Raw genomic sequence first — 21,592 nt, forward strand, 5'->3', positions numbered from 1 at the left:
TCCAGAGTGCCGCGGCTGAGACATTCCAGTGCTTCCGCTCCGTTCCCGGTAGTTACTGTCATGTGGGATGCCGCATCCATCTGTACGTCCTGATATTCACCATCTGTAATCTCACTCAAAATCTGAGAAGTACGTATCTGCAGGCTTTCGTCCCACCTGAAGATGAATATTTCCTGACATTCTCTCTATGGTTTCCATCGCCATATTCAGAGCCTGTACTTCCCGCTCTTCCGATGTAAGCAGAAAAGAATTTTCTTCGTATTCCCGGTATTCTTCCTTAAGGTTACAAAGTTCTGTTTCTTTCTCATCATAGTCCTGTCTGAGATTTTCTTTACTGCATCTGAGTTTCTCCTGCCTGGATACCCAACGTTTCTTCATCAGTATTCTCTTCTGAAATTCCCTTGCATACTTCAGCTGCTGTTTTCCACAAAATCCCACCAACGCAGCTGCAATAACCGCTACGATCAGACTTACCGAAACACTGTCCGCTATAATCGCAGTCAAAATCAATCCAAAGATGCCGGCAGCGGCCGATATCAGCATTCCCATTGCAAAGCTGTTTCTTTTTGCCTTTGCCTGTGCCATTCTCTCATCCAGAATAACCGCACCATTTTCATCTCCGGGATGCATCCGTAACGACTCCTCTTTCTCATTAATCTGATCCAGCTTTCCATTCAGATCATTCAGATCACTTATGATATCATCCATCCTGGTCAGAAGTTTCTGCCTCTCCTGTTCTGTCTCTTTCTGTTTTCTGTCTGCCTGTACCAGATAACCCTTTCTGGACATCTTGAGCATCTGCATGGCCCGTCCCAGATCCATGGAGCTGTCTGCAGTTCCCTGATAGCCGGTCATAAATTTTTGCAGCTCCCGAGCCAGATCCTGTTCTGTCGGACTCTTTAACTTCGCAGCAAAAACTGCATTATCGTAGATTGCTTCACTGATATCTCCGAGAAACATATTTTTAATATACGTATGTACTATCGCTCTTTCGCTTTCATTCTCTCCATACAGAACGTTAATTCCCGGAGAAAACTCTAAAGTTTTATCATGGATTTCTCCAGAGTTTTTAATATTTAACTGTCTGATAATCATATTCTGTCTGTCACCTGCTTGTTTCCAGTAAAGCCTGAAGACCATAATATAATGCCTTCTCCTCCACTGCATTTCTGTCTTTTTCAAGAAAATAACTGATATAGTCACCAATCAGTGTTCCACTATATTTTTTTTGAAGTGCTTCCAGATCATAGGAAGGCTTTGATTCATCCAGAACCTCTGTTACGTAGCCAAAAGACTTCAGTCTCTCGGGAAGCAGCAGAAGCTCCGGTGCCCTGGTTCCCTGGATTACGATCCTGTAGATATTCATGCGTCCTTTATTCGCCAGATCCGCCTTCAGCATATCCTCCAGAGATGCCTGTGTAGAATCTTCACGCAGCATCAGAAGAATCTGCTCATAGGAACGGCAGGCAAAAGGAACAAAATTTGTCTTAAGCCTTCCATTTTCCAGATGTCCTTCTATGTATCCATGATCACCCAGATCATTTCTGTCAACAGGCTCCAACGCACCTGCATAAGCTGCATTATCCCGGATCAGAATCTGGGGTTTATGAATATGTCCTAATGCAATATAATCAAATCCTGACGCAGCAATTGATTTGATATTCATGGGGATATGCTTCGCATCTCCACCATGAGCCAGTAAAATGTGAACCCCCTCTCCCTCTGCAGGATGTATAGAATCATACAGAGGATTCTCTATTTCCTGATGTTCATAGCTCAGTCCATATACATAAATATCCAGTTTCTCATCTTTCACACAGGTAAGCTGTTCATTCTTAAAAAATGTCACATTCTTTTCCCACTGAAAATCCCGGTAAAAAGAATCAGCCTTAATATAGTCATGATTTCCTGCCATCAGATAAACCCGGGTATCCGGGATGGTGGAAAACAGGTTATTTACTTCTTTCAGTTCCCGTAGAAGAGGCTGGCGGTGGAACAAATCTCCTGCTATAAATAACAAATCCACCGGATTCTCGCGGATACCCGCAATAACCCGGCGGAAAGTTTCCCAGATTTCTTCCTCCCGCCTGCTGCTCCATGGACAGCCCCTGTCAGGAACTGCACCAAGGTGTACATCTGCAAGATGAATAAATCTCATGCCAATCTCTCTTTCTATAACATTTTTGATATCTGCGGATTGCTCTGCAGCTTCAATGCTCCCACAATACTGATATCAGTCAAATTATAAATCACAGTTTTTAACAGTTCTTGGGAATGGAATTACGTCGCGGATGTTGCCCATGCCGGTAAGGTACATTACGCAACGTTCAAATCCAAGACCAAATCCTGAATGGCGTGTGGAACCATATTTACGAAGATCAAGATAGAAGTCATAATCCTCTTTCTTAAGTCCCAACTCGTCCATACGTTTCTCAAGTTTCTCAATGTCATCCTCTCTCTGGCTTCCACCGATGATCTCACCGATTCCAGGCACCAGACAGTCCATAGCTGCAACAGTCTTGTTATCCTCATTCATCTTCATGTAGAAAGCTTTGATCTCCTTCGGATAATCTGTTACAAATACAGGTTTCTTAAAGATTTCTTCTGTAAGATAACGTTCATGCTCTGTCTGCAGATCGCATCCCCAGAATACTTTGTAGTCAAATTTATCGTTGTTCTTCTCCAGAAGCTCTACTGCTTCTGTGTAAGTGACATGACCAAACTCAGAATTGATCACATGGTTCAGTCTGTCCAGAAGTCCCTTATCAACAAAAGAATTGAAGAAATTCATCTCTTCCGGTGCATTCTCCAGTACATAACGGATCACATATTTCAGCATTGCCTCTGCAAGATCCATGTTGTCATTTAAATCTGCAAATGCGCATTCCGGCTCGATCATCCAGAACTCTGCCGCATGGCGGGTTGTGTTGGAATTCTCAGCGCGGAAGGTTGGTCCGAAAGTATAAACATTGCGGAATGCCTGTGCAAAAGTCTCGCAGTTTAACTGTCCGCTTACTGTCAGATTAGTTTCTTTTCCGAAGAAATCCTGAGAGTAATCTACAGCACCCTTGTCATCTGTCGGAACGTTGTTCATATCCAGAGTAGTTACCTGGAACATCTCACCTGCACCTTCACAGTCGCTTCCTGTGATCAGCGGAGTATGCACATAAACAAATCCCTGCTCCTGGAAGAAACGGTGAATCGCATAGGCACACAGAGAACGTACACGAAATACTGCCTGGAATGTGTTTGTTCTCGGACGGAGATGTGTGATGGTTCTTAAGTATTCAAGACTGTGGCGTTTCTTCTGAAGCGGATAATCAGGTGCAGAATTACCCTCTACTGTAACTTCTGCTGCCTGGATCTCAAATGGCTGTTTTGCCTGTGGAGTTGCTACCAGTGTACCTTTGACAATGATCGCTGCACCTACGTTTAATTTGCTGATCTCAGCAAAGTTCTCCATTGTATCGTGATAAACTACCTGAAGAGTCTCAAAGAAGCTTCCGTCGTGAAGCACGATAAATCCAAATGTCTTGGAGTCACGTACGCTTCGTACCCATCCGCCTACTGTAACCTCTTTATCCAGGTATTTTTCTCTCTCTTTGTAAATCTCTTTTACTGTTGTTAACTTCATATCTATGTTTCCTCTTTCTCCTCATCGTTCTGGTCTTACACAAAAAGACGAAACGCTGTTTCAGATAACAGCCGTCTCGCCTTTTAGTATAGACTATTCCCTGTTTTCACGCAAGGAGTAATCTGGTATTTAACTATGTTTTTTCTTTTGTCAGGTGTAGCAAAATCATGCTCTCTGCCATTTGGTCAGGCAGGCACTCTCAATGAATCCATACATTTTGCAAAAATACGCTTATATGTCCTTGTAGTATAGTGAAGCCCGTCATCTACCGTACCGGTTCCGTAATGATCACTGGCAAAGCTGTATCCTGTTGATTTCAGATAAGAATACATATCAATATAAGTATAAGCAGAAGACAGATTTGCTTTCATATACTGATTGAATGATCTGACTGCCGCCTCACTTCTGTCCGCTCTTCCCGCATTGGGAAGCATCAGACGATTCACCGGATTTACAGACATGAAGTACAGTTCACATCCTTTGCTTTTAAGCTGTGGTGCAATCCAGTTATAATACTCCGCATAATCTGCAGATTTTGACAAGTCGTTTACTCCAAAATTAAAGATCACTGCGGTTTTCTTTGAAAGAATACTGTTGGAATCGTGCTGTACTATGGAATAAAGCTGAGCCCATCCTGTAGTGGTAAACCAGTCCAGTCCCTTTCCTGCCGAGCAGACAAACTTCACATTTTTAGTCGCAGATTCTCCCATTCCTGTCAGAACATTTTCCATAAATTCCGTACGGGAATCACCTACAAAAATCACCTGTTTATATTTATAGATATCTACCTGCGGAAGCTGATCCTCTGTAAGGTCTGTTTCCGTTGTTCTGTTAAATACCACTGCATAGAGATCCACATTTCCATTTACCGTGATTTTTTCTTCTGCCTCATACTGCGGAGAAACACTCTGCATTGGTTTTGTGGACCACCCCATAAAAGTATAACCTTCCGCATCCCTTACGCCCGGAAGAGAATAAGAACTTCCTTTTGCCAGAGTCGTTTTCTGCCAGGTGCTGCCGTCACATCTGTGAAAAGTCAGCTGTACTGCCTTCTTCTGTACCGCATAAAGAGTGATATTTTTGTTGACTGTACATTTCGCCTTTGCTGTTGCTTTCTCAGAATTTTTCTTACTTGACCATCCCTGGTTAACATAACCGGTTCTTGCCGGTACTTTTGCAAAGGTAACAACCGTTCCCTCTTCTACTGTCTGAGTAAGTTTTTGATAAGCCGCATTAGTGCTTCCATTTCCCAGATAGTAGCTGACCGTATAATAATTACTCTTTCTGCGCACTGCATAGAACTGAGTTGCCTTTGTAATCTTTACTGTATCACCGGCTGAATATTCCGGTTCTGTTTCTCCCTTTTCAGTTGTCCAGCCCAGATTTGTATAGCCCTTTACTTTCGGCACATCAGGCAGTGTCACTTTCTGATTTTTTGACGCATACATGGTGAGCGAAGTATAAATTTTGCTGGTACTTGTTCCATTATTGTTATTGAAAGTAACTGTGTAAGGCAATTTCTTATATACAGCATAGAGAGTCAGTGTTTTTGATATAGTCACATTCTGGCCTGCTTTATAGTCAGCTTTGGAGGCTTTTTTACTCTTTGACCATCCCAAAGACTGATATCCTGTCTTGACAGGCACCTGCGGCATTGTAACTGTAAGTCCTTTTCCGACTTTCTGATTCAGTCTGGTAAATTTACTGTTGCTTGCCCCCGTATTGGTCTTAAAATTCACCTGAAGTGCTGTACGGCGCACAATGTAAAAATCTGTGTCGCCGGTCACTGTAAATTCTGAATTCAGTTCATATTTTACAGCAGAACTTCCCTTTGTATCTGTCCATCCATAATTAATGTATTTAGATGATGGCATATCCGGAAGTATGACGTTTTTTGTCTCATATGCCTGCAGAATCCCATTGGAAAACACACTGGTTCCTGAATTATTATAAAGGGAAACCGTACATTTCTTTGGCATATAGAAGTTCAGGATGCCTTTTTCGAGAAACAGATTCCAGCTCTCGCCTTTCTTCAGAGTAAGAATATCTCCACCCTTCAGAGTGATCGCATCTCCAAGTTTTTCATTTTTTTCCAGTTTCCACATATCTGGTGCACCTGTATCCGGTACATTGGGAAGGATCAAAGATTCACCCCAGGACATCACTGTTCGCAGCTGTTCGCATTCATTTCCTTCTCCGTCTATAAACCGGAGCATTACCTCTTTCTCCGGATTAATCGTCGGCGTGGGAGATGGTGATGGTGTGACTGAAGGAGTCGGTGTTGAAGACGGCATCGGTGTGACCGAAGGAGTCGGTGTTTCTGTCAGTGCAGGTGTACCCTCCGGTGTCGAAGTCACTGTTGGTGTTGGTGACAGTTCCGATGCCATTACTTTCTCCGAATCAGAAGCTGCCGGCAAAGTATTTTCTGTATCAGTTATGCACGAATCTTCTTCCCCTGAACTGAAAATCTCTTCAAAACTGTCCGGAGTGCCGAACTCTGCTGCCTGTACGGGAACTGTTGCAGTGATCAGTGCCACAGTCAGAAACACACTTGCCAGACGCTTTCCTCTTTTGTGTCTTTTTCTGTACATATTTACCTCCATTTTGCAAAAACGTCCCAACATAAAATATGCGGGACGTTCTCTATGCATTCCCAATCATTCAAAAACATCTTCAGACTGCCCGGCTTTTGATCAGAACCGCCACAACCTGCTCATATGTAAATAATACCAGATTTGTCATCCTGCTATGTAAACACTGTTTTCTTATGGTTGAAAATATTCCTTATAATTTATTGATAAACCTCATAAATGCTTCTCTGCCTTCAGCAGTGCATTTATATACGCCGGCATCCTCAAGTACATGAACGAATACATTACCGACTTCTTTTCTGAGAACATCCTGAATGTTGTCTTTATCAAGGTTGTCATATTTCGGAAGGAATTCTGCAACCCACGCTGCATGTTTCTCAATCTTCTCATTGGAAGAAATGTCTTTTCCCTCCAGAATATATTCTGCCAGAAGTTCCAATTCTTCTTTTAATCTTGCCGGAAGTACGGCAAGTCCCATTACTTCGATCAGACCAATATTCTCTTTCTTGATATGGTGATACTCTGCATGCGGATGGTATACACCAAGAGGATGCTCATCAGTAGTAATGTTATTTCTAAGTGTGAGATCCAGTTCAAACATATCTCCGGATCTGCGGGCGATCGGTGTGATCGTATTGTGCGGTTCTCCATCAGTTTCAGCAAAGATAAACGCACTTTCGTCTGTATAACCTCTCCACGCTTCCAGAACATGTGTAGCAAGCTCTATCAGTCTCTTCTCATCCTTATGACGGATCCTTAAAACTGAAAGAGGCCATTTAACAATACCTGCTTCTACATCCTCATATCCCGGAATAGTCACATGTTTCTCGATCGGTGCTTTTGCCATTGCGAAAGTATAATGTCCGCCCTGGAAATGATCGTGACTTAAAATAGAACCGCCTACGATAGGCAGGTCTGCATTGGATCCCAGGAAGTAATGCGGAAAAAGTTTTACAAAATCAAAAAGTTTAATAAAGGTATTCTTCTCAATCTTCATCGGAACATGCTGACTGTTAAAGACGATGCAATGCTCATTGTAATACACATATGGGGAATACTGAAATCCCCAGGGGCTGTCATTTACAGTGATAGGAATGATTCTGTGATTCTCTCTGGCAGGATGATTAACTCTTCCTGCATATCCTTCGTTCTCCGGGCAAAGAAGACATTTCGGATAACTGCTGGATTTTACAAGCTTGGCAGCAGCGATTGCCTTCGGATCTTTTTCCGGTTTGGAAAGATTGATGGTGATATCGATTTTACCATATTCACTGTCTACTGTCCATTTCTGATCTTTCTTTACACGATAACGACGAATATAATCGCTGTCCTGACTGAGTTTATAGAAGTAATCGGTTGCTTCCTGTGGATCTTTCTCATATCTGCTCCAGAACTCATTCTGTACCTGCGCCGGACGCGGCATCAGACAGTTCATAAGTCTGGTATCAAAAAGGTCTCTGTACACAACACTGTCTTCTATGAGATTTCTCTTCACAGCCTCATCCAGAAGTGCATTTAATACCTCTTCAAGATTGATATCCCTGTACTCTTCCTCAGGTTCCACATATTCGTCTTCTTTAAAGACATCCAGAAGAAGATTTATTGTATAATTCTTCTCGCAGGCCGGTGTAAGTCCTGTTTCTACTCCGTACTGTACTAATTTTTTAATGTTCTCATATAACATCTGTACGTTCCTCCGTTTCGCTGTTACTGTTTCACTCTTACAGTAACGTATTTAAACAATAAATTTCTCTGCCACTGTTTGTCCTTTTTAGAATACTCAAATATCAGTGAAATGTAAAGAAGCATTTTTACAATTTTTTGGATGAATAACCGGCAGGTTGCTGTCGCGTTACTGTTCGCTCCGTTCTCAGCTGCCTGCCGGTTATGTTTTTCATCAGTAATTTACTGTTTCTATATAGGTGATAAACACATTTCCGGCTTTCTGGAAAAGATCCGTACTGTCATTCATTCCATACGGATAGGTCTCTTTTTTAACCGGATCATACAGCCAGGTATTATATTCATCATATCCTACGATCACCACGCTTGTATCTGCTCCCGTTTTGGCAATTACCGGACGCTGTGCACTTATCTCGTACAGCACACTGTCCAGACTGCAGCCGGAAAGATCGATCACAGTTCCGGTCTTTTTGAGACTCTTTTTCAGGGTTTTAATATCATAGGTTCCCTGAAGCACAATCTCCGGAATCCCTTCTGTATCTATCTGCATTTTTGTCTTTTTATTTCCACGTTCCCATACATACTGCTGTGTACGGTTCAGCACTACACCTCCCAGCGTATCTGCACGCAATACAGCCTTCGCCGGATCTGTATAGATACCGTTCAGTCCGCCCTGTCCGTAAACATAATATGCTGTTTCCTGAGGAATCTGAGTGTCCAGAACAATGTCTTTCCGGTCGGAACTGCTTACCTTTGCATACATAGTCAGCGGAGAATCTGTCTGTTTGGTTGTGTTAAATACCAGTTTCACACGAACACCTGTCCTGGATGCAGAAATAAGTTCGATTTTTACTGTATTTGCCGCTGCCTTTTTATTATTCATGATCGTATCTTTCTTCTGGGCAACATAAGAGGTTTCTCCGGATTTTGCAGAAAGTTCAAACTCGATCAGAGTATTTCCTACTGAAATATCAGTGATATAAAGTCCGTCTTTCCGGTATTCTTTTTTTACATTTCCTTCAAAATCTTCAATACGCAGAATGCGGATCCCAACAGATTTATGTTCCTCCTCATCTGTAAGAATATCTTCTTTATTCAGCATTCCATAAATCAGATCTTCATTCATAAATCCAACTGTACGAAGTCTCTGGCCTTTCTGCGGTGCGATCAGTCGGGTTTTACAGGTATCAAAATCAATTTCCTTGATATTTCCTTTTTCATCCCCCTCTGAAACCAGCCAGGCTGCATGATCATTATTATCGGAAGATACAAAATTCGCATTTTTTATTCCTTTTTCAAGAATTTCACTGGAGTTCTCTTCGATATTGATTCTGTAAAGATTCTTCGCCAGAATCAGAAACAGCTCATTCTTTTCATTGACATAGGACAGTTTTTCAAGATCTTTTTTCAGAAATTCAAATGATTCCGAAACAGGGATAAAGGCTCTTTCTTCTGCCACGTTTTTATCACGATTGTAATGGTAAACTGCAATTCCTTCATATCCTTCATGGCTTCCTCTGTTCATATATCCATAAAGTACGAAATCAATATCTCCTTCATCAGTTACTCTGACGATCTTGATGTCATGCTGAGTTCTGGAATCGCGGAAATCTCCGTCCTTCAATTTTCTGAAACTGAAAACCTGATTTACCTTTTCATTGCCCGGTGAATAGGACCACAGATCTCCCTCCTGCACAAAAGCTATCACAGTAGCAGCATCATTCATCATATATTCTACATTCTTATCGCGCACTCCAAGGATAATCCCATCATCCTCATAAACAGGCAGTGTACCATCAAAGACCTGATTTGCAGAACGCTGGAAATCCAGCAGATAAATCCTGGTATCCTGATATTTCATTCTGTAAAATTCTTTTACGTCATATAATTCCGTTTCCTCATCATCATTCTGCGAAGTCAGCTGATATTCCAGCACAACGCTGGCAGTTGTCTCATTGATCTCTTTGATCACAGGAATTCCCTCCTGACACAGCTGCGGAGCAAGATTCCCCCAACTGATCTCACTCAGGGAAGAATTAATATTAATCCCCGAATAATTCGTTGCTGCTCCTGTTGTCTGTGGTTCCAGATAACTTCCCAGTGCATCTGCTGACTCTTTGTCAAGACACGCTTCATAAAAATATTTTACAAAAGCTGCATAATCTGATACATGTACCTGTGACCTGGAAACAACTCTCGTATAATAATATGCTGTACCCTCATCCAGTTCCAGGGCAATCTGCATGGAATATTCCTGATTCATACGCAGATCACTGCCAATCTCCACGTCTACGGACAAATACTGATCTTCTTTTACAAGATTCTTAATCTTCTTATTTTCAAGGACTTTACTTCCATCAGATGTACGGATCTCATAAGAAAAACTCTTTACTTCCGAATCATAGGGATTCACTTTAAATGTCAGTTTTTTTGATGTATCCAGAGGAGTCACACTGTCTCTGGTAAAATCCGCCTGCATAGGCTGCGCATATCCATACATCCGGTTTATCAGCGTATCATTCATATCCACCATGACTTCCGGAAACACTGCGTCATTAAAATCAGAACGGTTATCTGTGGATTCACTGTTAAGAAGCAATGCAGTACCTGCTGTACCAAGCAGAAATACCAGAAGAAGAATACCTGCTTTTTTCAGTATCCTTTTCATCGCACACTCCCTTCCTGTTCTTTTTCATTCAGAAGCCTGTCCAGTGTGGGATGGATATTCAGGGCTGCAAGCATTTTCTCCACCTTACCCTGGTCTGATCTTTTCCCTGTTCTGACTGCTCTGATCAGGAGATTCTTAGGTGTATGTTCCATATCAATAAACTCCAGGATCTGGGTATCATAACCTTTGCTCTCCAGAAGATCTGCACGCACAGCATCTGTGATCAGCGCAGACATCCTTTCTTTCAGGATTCCATAGCGCAGAACCGGCTCCAGCATTTCATTTTTGATCTGTTTATTAACTTCATGCTGACAGCAGGGTACGGAAAGAATGACTTCAGCTCCCCATTCCACTGCCTTGGCAAGTGCATAATCGGTAGCTGTGTCACAGGCATGAAGCGTTACCACCATATCCACACAGGATACACCTTCATAATCTGCAATATCACCATGATAGAAATGCAGCTTCTCATATCCGTATCTGAGTGCCAGAGAATTACATTTCTCAATTACATCTGTTTTCAGGTCAAGACCTATGATATTTACATCATATCCTTTTAGTTCTCTTAAATAATAATACATGGCAAAGGTAAGATAACTCTTTCCACAGCCAAAATCCAGAATCGTTATTTCTCTGTCTCTGGAAAGTCTGGGAAGTATATCTTCAATAAATTCAAGGAAACGATTGATCTGTCTGAATTTGTCATATCTGGCATGGATAATCTTTCCCTGTTCATTCATAACTCCCAGATCGATCAAAAACGGAACCGGAACGCCTTCTTTAAGAATATATTGTTTCACCCGGTTATGTGCCTGGATCTGAACTTTTTCTTTCTGTTCATGGTGTTTCTGTTTAATAGTCATTTTCCCCTTTTTACTGACAAGAACAACCCCGTCTGTTACTGCACCCTGTGCCTGAAACTGTCTGAAATTCTCTGCAAGTTCTTTTTCCACATATTCAATCAGTTCCGTACGCCCGTAGTTTTTATGCAGAACTTTCTGTCCTTCTGTGGCAGATGCCTGATAACAGATCTGTCCTTTCAGCCGGATCGGACGAATCTTTATTTTTGATATGCCATCTTTATTTCTGCCGGCACTCAGAACAGCCTGTATCAGATTTTCATTTATCTGTTCTTCTAAATATTCTCTTAAATTTTTCATTGCTCTTTCTGTCTGTTAATGTTATATAATCTGTTGTAACTGTCCGGTGTACCAGCAAACCGATTTCCCGAACAATTACAATCTGTTTTAAAAGTATCTCCTGCAGCGATATCTGCGGCATCTTCTTCTGGATATTTCCTGACAAAGCATTACCTGTATCAGTTCATCCAGAAAATCCTCCCTGATAGCCTGAGTGCTTATTTCCGGTTCCATACTCTCCCTGATCTTGCAGCTTAAATGATAAATCATATATTTATCCGGATATTCATCATAAAGGCGGCTTCCCTCATAATCCATGAGATCACATTCCTCTTCTATTTTCTCCTGAATATGCTGTACAGTCCCCGGATAATAGGATTTCATCAGGTTAAATTCTTTATCCTGCATCCGTTCTCCTTCATACAGAAGAGGATTTGCATATGTGGTATAAAACGGAAAATATTCTTTCAGATACATCGTACGATCCTGCATTCTTTTCGATTGTCTATTTCAGTATATGCAAAGTTCTGCAGACTGTGCCGAAATACAGTTCACGTGCCGCTTTATTTCATCTGCTTCTTGCAGATTACAATTCCTGGATCATTCTTACAGTTAATTTGACACTGTGTTCAATTGCCGCCATCTCAAACTCAGCGTAATCCATGTGAGCACTTCCGTCTGCCTTATCAGAGATTGCTCTTACTACAAGGAATGGAATATGGTTCAGATAAGCAGCCTGACCGATAGCAGCACCTTCCATCTCTACTGCAAATCCGCCAAATTCTGAAATGATGGCATCTTTAACGCTCTTATCTGAGATAAACTGATCTCCGGAACAGATTCTTCCTTCAAATACACTGATCTCAGGATTTACTTCTTTACATACTTTTGCAGCCAGTTTACGAAGTTTTTCATCAGCAGGGAAGGAAAATTCATCCATCTGCGGAATCTGACCTTTCTTATATCCGAAGCCGATTGCATCCATATCATGATGCAAAACATCTGTGGAAAGAACAATATCCCCAATATTTACATCATTATTCAGACTTCCTGCAATTCCTGTATTGATCACCGCTTCCACACCAAATACATCTGCAAGGATCTGTGTGCACATACCTGCGTTTACTTTTCCGATTCCTGAGCGTACAACAACTACTTTCTTTCCTTCCAGAGTTCCCTCATAGAAATCCATACGGGCTCTGGATGTAATTGTGACATCCTGCATTTTTTCCTTGATTTTTGCAACTTCCTGTTCCATTGCTCCGATAATTCCGATACATTTCATTATTAAAACACCTCTTCTTTGTATATTGTAATTTTTCATTTTCATGGTATCAGGTTCAGATGTGTAAACAGTGACAAATGTTCCTGACATTTCTTTATTATAGCAAAACTTTATTTATATGGAAACTTTTTTTATCCTCTGTTATAATACAATTGCTATTTTATGTTACTGTTCACATATCACTATTCCGCGAGGTGTTTTGGCATGAATATGCCAAAATCCCGAGACATACAAGCCAAAATTCCATTGCCGCAGGCAATCTGGAATAAATTTTGGCTACGTTACTGAGAACGAAGTAAACAGTAACGTAGTGGTATATGAACAGCAGCATTTATAGTTACATTTTTTCACACAGGAGGAAACATATCATGACGTATAAAACAAAAGGTGTCTGCGCCAGCCATATTGAATTTGAAGTAGATGACAATAAGAAAGTCCACAATGTCCGTTTCATCGGCGGATGCAGCGGAAATACCCAGGGTGTAGCCAGTCTTGTAGAGGGAATGGATGCAGAGGAAGTGATCAGCAGATTAAAAGGAATCAAATGCGGATTTAAGAATACCTCATGTCCGGATCAGCTTTCCACTGCACTGGAGGAAGTTCTGAACAAATAAACAACTGTGGAAATACTGAACAGTTACGCAGGTGACCATATAAAATATCCCACGAAAACTATAGCAAGCCTCTTAAATAATGTAAATTGAATCAATATATTATTTACAAAGATTGCTATAGATAAAGTTTCGTGGGATATTTTTTTAATTTACATATCTGTCCTGTCCCATTTATCACACAGGGACTGAACATCTCTTGAAAATCTTTCCAGATCTTTATTCGGCGTTCCTTCATTTTTCCTGATAACCGTAATAAGCCTGTAACCAAGTGCCAGAAGTTTCTCGAAGGCTCTGGCTGCTCTTGTTGCCTTCGGTGATGCAGATGCTTTCTGGATTTTCACACCCTTTGCCTCATACAGACATACATCGTCTGCCAGATCATAAACCGTACCGCTGAACGGAGCCATTGTATCATACCCCAGTTCATCTGTCAGACGTTTTGCAAAAATCTCTGTAACTGTATCATCTCCATGAGTAACAAAGACTTTCTGCGGTTTCTCCTCAAATGCCTTCGCCCAGTCTAAAAGGCCATTCACATCCGCATGACCGCTGATTCCCGGCATCTGGCAGATATGCGCTGCCACATGAACAGGTTCACCAAACAGTTTCACATCTGCAGCCCCCTCGATCAGTGCTCTTCCAAGAGTACCGACCGCCTGATATCCTACAAAAAGAATCGTATTCTTCTCATTCCACAGATTATGTTTCAGATGGTGCTTGATACGGCCTGCATCACACATACCACTGGCTGAAATGATTACCTTGGGCTCCTCATCATAATTGATCGACTTCGAATCATCACTGGTGACGGAAACCTTCAATCCAGGGAAACTGATTGGATTAATTCCCTTTTGGATCAGTTCCATCGCTTCTTCATCAAAACAGTCATACTGATGCTCCGAGAAAATCGTGGTAGCTTCATTTGCAAGAGGACTGTCCACATATACTTTAAATCCGTCATGTCCATACACCAGTCCGTCTGCCTTGATCTGTCTGATAAAGTACAGCATTTCCTGCGTACGTCCCACTGCAAAAGAAGGAATCACAAGATTTCCTCCTCTGTCAAAGGTTTCCTGGATGATTTCTGACAACAGTTTCACATAATCAGGCTTTTCTCCATGACTGCGGTCACCGTAAGTGGATTCCATAACTATATAATCTGCATGGTGCAGATACTCAGGATCCTTGATCAAGGGCTGGCAGGTATTTCCAATATCTCCGGAGAATACAATCTTTTTCTCTGTATCCTCCTCCCTGATCGTCAGCTCAATACTTGCAGAGCCCAGCAAATGGCCTGCATCAATAAACCGGGCTGAGATTCCCTCTGCAGGAGTGATCATCTTATTGTACGGGCATCCCACAAAGTTTCTGATCACTCCCATGGCATCTTCCATTGTATAAGCCGGAACAAATTCCGGTTTGCCCTGTCGTCTGCCTTTACGGTTTCTCCATTCTGCTTCAAACATCTGAATGTGCGCACTGTCTCTGAGCATAATATCGCATAAATGGCTGGTGGCATCTGTGGCATATACCGGTCCCCTGAACCCCTTTGCATAAATAGCCGGAAGATTACCTGAGTGATCTATATGTGCATGTGTCAGAAGAACAAATTCTATCTCTCCCAAAGCCACTGGTATTTCTGCATTTTCATAATAATCCGGTCCCTGCTCCATTCCGCAGTCTACAAGAAACTTGTGACCTGCTGCCTCCAGATAATAACAAGATCCCGTAACCTCATGAGTTGCCCCGATAAATGTAATCTTCATATAAAAACCTCCCTTCAGATTTTGATGTACTCTCGGAATCTTTTTGTACTTGATTTTATGAGAAGATTTTTTGTCAGATGTGCCCGAATTTTTGAGGCGTACGCGGTGCGTACGTTGATAAAATTCGGATGCATCTGGCGAAAAATCAGCCATAAAAGCAAGTGCAATAAAGACTCCGAGAGTACATTTTTGATATCCCCAATTGTTTTGCTGCATTTTGCCTGTTTAACCCGGCAGCTTTTTACTGCTTTTATGATCCTTCTATATTGTATTAATTATACACTACAATGAAACAAATTAACAATATCTTTTCTGAAAACAAAAAGCAGAAACAGTTTTTTTTCGACTGTTCCTGCCTTTCTTTGCATCTGCCACGTAAGAATTTTAAAAATTTGCCGATATTTTAATGATTCTCTGTCGGTCAGTGCATAAATATATAACGTTTTGTTCCGAGCCTTTGATCCGCACACTTATCCGAAGAATAAAATGCCGGATTTCTGCTTCGCAAACTTTCATTACATATACTATGCGAATCAAATCGGCAAATATCACACAAAAAAATAAAATTTTTTTATTTTTTTTCAAAAACGGATGTCTTCTGATATGTCTGCGTATTTTTATCCGGATATCGACAGTCAGCTATAGCAGTCATTCCCACCAGCGCAGTCAACATAACTACTGCCACTGCGGCAGCTGCAGATTTCAGGATTCTGTGAGTCCTGTTCCAGTCATACTCAAGAATTTCAAGTTTTTCCTTTGCCGCCCTGGTGCTTCCTGTCTTTTCAGCTCTGGCTGCTTCATTGAAATCCCCTGTTTCTCTCAGTCGGGTGATCAGCCGATCATACCCCGCCCGGATCTTCTCCTCGGATTCTTCCGGAAATTCATCCCATGAGGTTTTGCCTGCTACGTTCAGCAATGCGGATTCAAGTATTTTGGTTTCCGCATCATACTGCTCTTGAAGTATTTTGTCTATCTGCTGATTTTTTGTCTGTATATCTGTTTTGTTCTTCATAATATTTAACTTTCCTTGACAATTTCTCCCCCTGGGTTCATATTAAATAGTAACGTATAGCAATTCCATAAAATAATGAATCCGGACATTTTCGCAGGATTTCACATATTCCCTGCAGTCTTTTATAGAATTGTTGTAACTATTCAGAATAAAACAGGAGGAATCTCTATGAAACATATTGTGCTCACCGGCGGCGGCACAGCCGGACATGTGACTCCGAATATTGCTCTGATCCCACGCCTTAAGGAGCTTGGATACGAAATTTCCTATATCGGATCCTACGATGGAATCGAAAAAAAGCTTATTGAAGAAATGAATATTCCTTATTACGGAATCTCATCCGGAAAGCTGAGACGTTATTTTGATCTGAAAAACTTCACAGATCCATTTCGTGTACTGAAAGGATTCGGTGAGGCCAAAAAATTATTGAAACAATTAAAACCAGATGTGGTTTTCTCCAAGGGTGGCTTCGTGACTGTCCCGGTTGTAATCGCTGCCGGTCAACGTAAAATTCCTACCATCATTCATGAATCAGATATGACTCCCGGACTTGCAAATAAGATCTGCATTCCATCTGCAACAAAAGTATGCTGTAACTTCCCTGAGACTGTAAAAAGTCTTCCTGCTGACAAAGCAGTACTTACAGGTACTCCTATCCGTCAGGAATTATTAAACGGAAGTAAAGAGGCAGCCCGCGAATTCTGTGGTTTCACAGATGACAAACCGGTTCTTATGGTGATCGGCGGAAGTCTTGGTGCCGCATCTGTCAATGAAAATATCCGCAAAATCCTTCCGGAACTTTTAAAAGAGTTTCAGGTTATCCACCTGTGTGGTAAGGGAAAAATGGATGAAAGTCTCAAAGACACAAAAGGATATGTACAGTATGAATATATTAAACAGGAGCTTGCCGATCTGTTTGCTCTGTCTGATATCGTTATCTCCCGCGCAGGTGCCAATGCAATCTGTGAACTGAATGCTTTAAAAAAACCCAATCTTCTGATCCCGCTTTCTGCAAATGCCAGCCGCGGTGACCAGATCCTCAATGCACGTTCATTTGAACGTCAGGGATTCAGCATGGTACTTGAGGAAGAAGAGATTACAGAAAGCACACTTTTAAACGTAATCCGCGAACTGTACCAGAACAGAGAGTCCTATGTTCATGCCATGTCAGAAAGCAGTCATATGAATTCTATTGAAAAAATCACCGGGCTGATCGAAGACTGCGTAAATAAACAGTAATCACCGGGTTATTTTCTTATATTCCCTGGCAAGCCAGCGTCTCGTCCTCATGACTCTGTTATTCACATTATTTTCTGTGATATGATAATGTCTGGCAACGAGACGCGTTGGTATGTCATATAACGTTACACTGACATAGATTTCATAATTTGTCCTGTTCTTTTCTCTCAGTTTTTCAAATATCGACTGCAGGTATCCTGCTGCCTCCAGATTCAGAACAATCTCATCTACACGATTACCTTTTCTTACCCGCATATCTGTCATTTCCAGAATCGCATCTGAGTTCGCATATTCATATTTCCTGAAGGCCTTTTTGCGATGATCGGATGCCTTATGGTAGCTGATTCTGACAATCAGATTCTCCAGTTTCTTTTCATCTGAAAAATCCACACTCCGGCCCATATGAAACAAAGTCTCAAATACGTCCTGACAGACATCTTCTGCTTCGTCTTCATCGCCAAGGATAAATTTTCCAATATTGAACGCCCGCGAGCGGTATTTCCTGTAGATACTTACAAAATCTATATTCTCCATCTTTTGTAATGTGCTGTATCAGAATATCAGGACAGCTGCTCCTTTACTTTTAACAGGATTTCTTCTTTATCTGCATCACTGAGCTCACCCGGGTGCCATGTGATTCCCACCTGATCTCCTTTATATCTCGGAATCAGATGCATATGAAAATGAAATACTGTCTGCCCTGCACACTCGCCATTATTCTGTACAATATTAAATCCGTCACATTTCAGTGCTGCTGTCATCGCTGTCGCCATTTTCTTTGCAAGAATCATTGCCTTTGCAGCCATTTCATCCGATAATTCATAAATATTGGCAGCATGCGATTTCGGAAGGATCAGCGCATGTCCCTTACTCGCCGGGCCCAGGTCAAGAATTACCCTGAAATTCTCATCCTCATAAAGTGTTGCAGCAGGAATCTTTCCATTAGCGATTTTACAAAAAATACAATTTTCCATCTTTAAATCCTTCTTTCTTAAAATTCAAGATTTTGATTTGCAATAATCAGTAATACTTGTCGTTTTATTGCGAATTTTTCAGGACGAAATCAGTTGCGGCTGAAAGTTCACAATGATACACTTTTCCTGAGGTGATAATATGCAGATTGAAATAACAAAACAATCAGAAAAAGATTTTCGTTTTCTTTTATCCAGACTTTCACATGAAATCCGTAATCCGGTCACGCTGATCAACAGTGAACTTCAGTTGATGGCTTCCTCTCACCCGGAACTGTGCAGTTACAGACAATGGGACAGTCTTATGGATAACCTTGAATATGTAAAAGAACTGCTGAAAGAACTCTCTGACTTCAGCCATGCACAGACAGTTACTCTTGTTCCCGTAAATCCCGCGGAATTTCTAACCACTGTTTTATCCTGTCAGAAAAACACTCTGGACTATCTGGGAATCCGGCTGGAAATACATGTGGAACATACTTCTTCACCTGTTTTTCTTGACCGGATAAAAATGCGTCAGGTCATATTTAACCTGATCAAAAATTCCTGTGAAGCCATCGATCAGCCAGGCGGAAAGATTATTGTAAATCTCACCCCTGCAGATTCCGGCATCTGCATCTGTATTAAAGATAACGGATGTGGTATGACGCATAAGCAGACTGAGAACATCTTTCATCCCTTCATTACATATAAACCGGAAGGAACCGGTCTCGGGCTTGCAGTAACAGCAGAAATCATCTCTGCACACCATGGTCAGATCAGGGTTTCCAGCACTCCCGGTCAGGGTTCTGCCTTTTATATTTATCTGCCGGCATCCCCTGAATAAAGGTCGGTTATCCTGCACGCTGCGAAGGGTGATAAAGCAGAACTGCAAGCAGGAATCCACAGATAAGACCGCCTACATGTGCCGCATTGTCCACTCCTTCGCTTGTAAAACCAAAATAAAGCGAAAAAGCAGCCATGATCACTACCTGTCTGGCAGAAAGATCTTCAATATGACCTCTGCCCCTGATCACAGCATAGATCATTGCACCCATCACAGCAAACACTGCACCGGATGCACCTGCCGAAACTGCAAAATCCGCACTGTCCAGTTCCAGGAACAGACACAGCAGATTTCCACCCATTCCTCCCAGAAGATAGATCAGCAGATATTTCAGTTTTCCAACTGTACGCTCCAGTCTGCCTCCAAGCACAAACAGTACCAGCATGTTATTTCCAAGATGCTGCGGTCCAAAATGAAGGAACATACTTGTAAAGATCCTATAGTATTCTCCCTGCATAATGGCGGGAGTATATGCCGCTCCGCACTGAAGCATATGCATGGTATCCTCTGATCCTCCGGTAAATTCCACTGCAGTAAAAACGAGAATATTCGCCAGAATGAGAAGCACTGTAACCGGTGCCTTTTTCAGTTCTTCCAAGTTTTACCTCTTTTCTGTTTCTTTATCTCAAAAACAATGTACCATTACTAATTGTAGCAGACCTCCTGTATTTTGTAAAAACATTTATTCCAGAAATATATATCTTGCCTGTGCAAAATCCACTTCATCTTCCGGTTCAAGCTGATATTCCTCATCCGGACGAAGTAATCTTCCATTTACAGACGTTCCGTTTCTGGAATTCATATCACTAAGGAAATAGTTTTCTTCTTTTTTTCGTATTTTTGCATGGATACGGCTTACGGTAGGCAGGCTGATCACCGCATCACAGGCAGTTTCCAACTTTCCGATCACAGTCAGATCTTCATTGAGATAAATGGTCGCCAGTTCTCCCGGTTCTTTGCTCACCAGACTTGCAGGTCCGCTTACTGTTCCGGCAGATAGTACTACTGTTTCACCATAGTCCATATGTATCCGGGATGATTCGGAAGTTTTTTGTCCACAGTCTGACATTTTCTGCCCATTCACCGGCTGACTCTGATTTGTTTGCTGATTTCTCTCCACTGTCTGGGACAGGTTTTCATATAATCTGTCCTCCCATTTCTGCTCTGACACTTTTCCTTCTGCTTCTTTCCATCCTGATCTTTTCCCTGATGTTTTCTTTTCTGTTTTATTCCATGATGGCATATTTCTTATTTTTTCTATGTGTCTCACTGTTTCTCCTGATGCATACGTCTGTTCCGGGAGATGCAAAACTTTTTTTGTCTTTATAATACGCAGGCCCAGCATGATACCCGCTATAGCTATAACAATTACACCAAGTATGGTTTCCATTTCCACATGTGGCAGATATCCCTTCAGGATAGCAGCTGCCAGTCCACAGATCAGAACAGCAGCCGGCACAATAACACCGACCGGGTTCAGTCGGCCGGGTTCTTTTGAATCTTCTCCTTCTCTTACAAATTCATTCCGGTTTTCATTATCTTCCGGGAAAGTCTCTTCTTCTGCAAACTCCATCTCCTGCTCTGTCTTTTTTGTATTTATTTTTTCTTTCTTCTCCCCATTTACATCTGAACTCTGAGTTTTGTATAATTCTTCTTTAATATGCTCCAGATGAAAACTGTCTTCCATTGCTCTTTTATATACTCCATATCCAAGGATTACCGCATCCTGATCCTGATGGTCTATTTTCGGCAGAATATATTCTGTCAGAAGCTGAAACTGTTCTTTAATATCCTTCTCATATCCGGGCATCATGCAGAAATAAATCTGTCTTTTTTCAATATCTGTATAAATATATTCCGGCGACATTATAAACTGTCCGGGATTGATCAGATATTCCGCCGCATCTTCCATAGCCTTTACAAAACCACCGAAAATAAGCCTGAGATCTTCAACTCCCATCTTCTTTTCTTCATACAGCACATTCACCGCCTGTTTCGAAGTAATATCAAAATAGATAAAAAATCTGCCATCCATCCCCTGTATCCTGCACTTCAGAAGAGAGGGAATCACATTTCCCGCAAGCATCCTTACCTGATAGGAATCTGTATTGATCTCATTCTCACCATAGACAATGAGATAATTATGATTCATATCCCTCTTATA

General features: G+C 41.6%; 18 protein-coding genes. 3 read left to right on the forward strand and 15 right to left on the reverse strand.

Annotated features, from left to right (window positions below):
* Nucleotides 1-111: 111 nt before the first annotated feature.
* The 9 genes from AC075L_RS15720 to AC075L_RS15760 form a co-directional block, all read right to left on the reverse strand.
* Nucleotides 112-1,140: an SLC41A family transporter gene (locus AC075L_RS15720; protein ID WP_476387889.1), complete on the reverse strand. Its 1,029-nt coding sequence runs from the start codon at nucleotides 1,138-1,140 to the stop codon at nucleotides 112-114.
* Nucleotides 1,106-2,158 carry a metallophosphoesterase family protein gene (locus AC075L_RS15725; RefSeq protein ID WP_055059440.1) on the reverse strand — a complete coding sequence of 351 codons (1,053 nt, stop codon included), beginning with the start codon at nucleotides 2,156-2,158 and terminating at the stop codon, nucleotides 1,106-1,108. Before AC075L_RS15725 ends, AC075L_RS15720 begins: the two co-directional genes overlap by 35 nt.
* A gap of 84 nt (nucleotides 2,159-2,242) precedes the next feature.
* Entirely contained in the window at nucleotides 2,243-3,634 is a 1,392-nt protein-coding gene (gene asnS / locus AC075L_RS15730) for an asparagine--tRNA ligase (RefSeq protein ID WP_008706954.1), read from the reverse strand.
* Between the two features lie 185 nt (nucleotides 3,635-3,819).
* Nucleotides 3,820-6,225: an InlB B-repeat-containing protein gene (locus AC075L_RS15735; RefSeq protein WP_008706956.1), complete on the reverse strand. Its 2,406-nt coding sequence runs from the start codon at nucleotides 6,223-6,225 to the stop codon at nucleotides 3,820-3,822.
* Nucleotides 6,226-6,418: 193 nt separating this feature from the next.
* Nucleotides 6,419-7,909, reverse strand: coding sequence for a UDP-glucose--hexose-1-phosphate uridylyltransferase (gene galT, locus AC075L_RS15740; RefSeq protein ID WP_227310904.1), 1,491 nt, complete (start codon nucleotides 7,907-7,909; stop codon nucleotides 6,419-6,421).
* 213 nt (nucleotides 7,910-8,122) lie between these two features.
* Nucleotides 8,123-10,576: a hypothetical protein gene (locus AC075L_RS15745; RefSeq protein WP_022379845.1), complete on the reverse strand. Its 2,454-nt coding sequence runs from the start codon at nucleotides 10,574-10,576 to the stop codon at nucleotides 8,123-8,125.
* Nucleotides 10,573-11,736, reverse strand: coding sequence for a class I SAM-dependent methyltransferase (locus tag AC075L_RS15750; protein ID WP_008706963.1), 1,164 nt, complete (start codon nucleotides 11,734-11,736; stop codon nucleotides 10,573-10,575). Before AC075L_RS15750 ends, AC075L_RS15745 begins: the two co-directional genes overlap by 4 nt.
* An 87-nt stretch (nucleotides 11,737-11,823) precedes the next feature.
* A complete protein-coding gene (locus AC075L_RS15755) occupies nucleotides 11,824-12,192 on the reverse strand; it encodes a hypothetical protein (RefSeq protein ID WP_022379846.1) in 369 nt (122 codons plus the stop codon).
* A 109-nt stretch (nucleotides 12,193-12,301) separates the two neighbouring features.
* A complete protein-coding gene (locus tag AC075L_RS15760) occupies nucleotides 12,302-13,000 on the reverse strand; it encodes a 5'-methylthioadenosine/adenosylhomocysteine nucleosidase (RefSeq protein ID WP_008706966.1) in 699 nt (232 codons plus the stop codon).
* Between the two features lie 368 nt (nucleotides 13,001-13,368).
* Between AC075L_RS15760 and AC075L_RS15765 the strand changes: the two genes are divergently transcribed.
* On the forward strand, nucleotides 13,369-13,614 hold the full coding sequence (locus AC075L_RS15765; protein WP_008706968.1) for a TIGR03905 family TSCPD domain-containing protein: 246 nt from the start codon (nucleotides 13,369-13,371) through the stop codon (nucleotides 13,612-13,614).
* Nucleotides 13,615-13,763: 149 nt separating this feature from the next.
* On the opposite strand, the gene AC075L_RS15770 is transcribed toward AC075L_RS15765, so the two are convergent.
* Nucleotides 13,764-15,380 carry an MBL fold metallo-hydrolase RNA specificity domain-containing protein gene (locus AC075L_RS15770; RefSeq protein WP_055199833.1) on the reverse strand — a complete coding sequence of 539 codons (1,617 nt, stop codon included), beginning with the start codon at nucleotides 15,378-15,380 and terminating at the stop codon, nucleotides 13,764-13,766.
* A gap of 571 nt (nucleotides 15,381-15,951) precedes the next feature.
* Nucleotides 15,952-16,392 (reverse strand): hypothetical protein, encoded by a 441-nt coding sequence (locus AC075L_RS15775; protein ID WP_055053367.1) that lies wholly within the window; start codon nucleotides 16,390-16,392, stop codon nucleotides 15,952-15,954.
* 168 nt (nucleotides 16,393-16,560) lie between these two features.
* Between AC075L_RS15775 and AC075L_RS15780 the strand changes: the two genes are divergently transcribed.
* Entirely contained in the window at nucleotides 16,561-17,631 is a 1,071-nt protein-coding gene (locus tag AC075L_RS15780; RefSeq protein ID WP_177968495.1) for an undecaprenyldiphospho-muramoylpentapeptide beta-N-acetylglucosaminyltransferase, read from the forward strand.
* On the opposite strand, the gene AC075L_RS15785 is transcribed toward AC075L_RS15780, so the two are convergent.
* Together AC075L_RS15785 and AC075L_RS15790 are read right to left on the reverse strand one after the other, a co-directional pair.
* Entirely contained in the window at nucleotides 17,632-18,165 is a 534-nt protein-coding gene (locus AC075L_RS15785; protein ID WP_008706973.1) for an RNA polymerase sigma factor, read from the reverse strand.
* 26 nt (nucleotides 18,166-18,191) lie between these two features.
* Complete coding sequence (locus AC075L_RS15790; protein ID WP_128867721.1) at nucleotides 18,192-18,605, reverse strand: HIT family protein; 414 nt, start codon at nucleotides 18,603-18,605, stop codon at nucleotides 18,192-18,194.
* A 139-nt stretch (nucleotides 18,606-18,744) separates the two neighbouring features.
* Between AC075L_RS15790 and AC075L_RS15795 the strand changes: the two genes are divergently transcribed.
* Nucleotides 18,745-19,428 (forward strand): sensor histidine kinase, encoded by a 684-nt coding sequence (locus AC075L_RS15795; RefSeq protein WP_008706975.1) that lies wholly within the window; start codon nucleotides 18,745-18,747, stop codon nucleotides 19,426-19,428.
* Nucleotides 19,429-19,435: 7 nt separating this feature from the next.
* Here the strand turns inward: AC075L_RS15795 and AC075L_RS15800 are convergent, their stop codons facing one another.
* Nucleotides 19,436-20,026 (reverse strand): rhomboid family intramembrane serine protease, encoded by a 591-nt coding sequence (locus AC075L_RS15800; protein WP_020993258.1) that lies wholly within the window; start codon nucleotides 20,024-20,026, stop codon nucleotides 19,436-19,438.
* An 84-nt stretch (nucleotides 20,027-20,110) separates the two neighbouring features.
* Complete coding sequence (locus AC075L_RS15805) at nucleotides 20,111-21,580, reverse strand: DUF6382 domain-containing protein (protein WP_476387890.1); 1,470 nt, start codon at nucleotides 21,578-21,580, stop codon at nucleotides 20,111-20,113.
* Between the last annotated feature and the right edge of the window lie 12 nt (nucleotides 21,581-21,592).

This window comes from Blautia sp. ZXY-1-B12, from assembly GCF_056339915.1.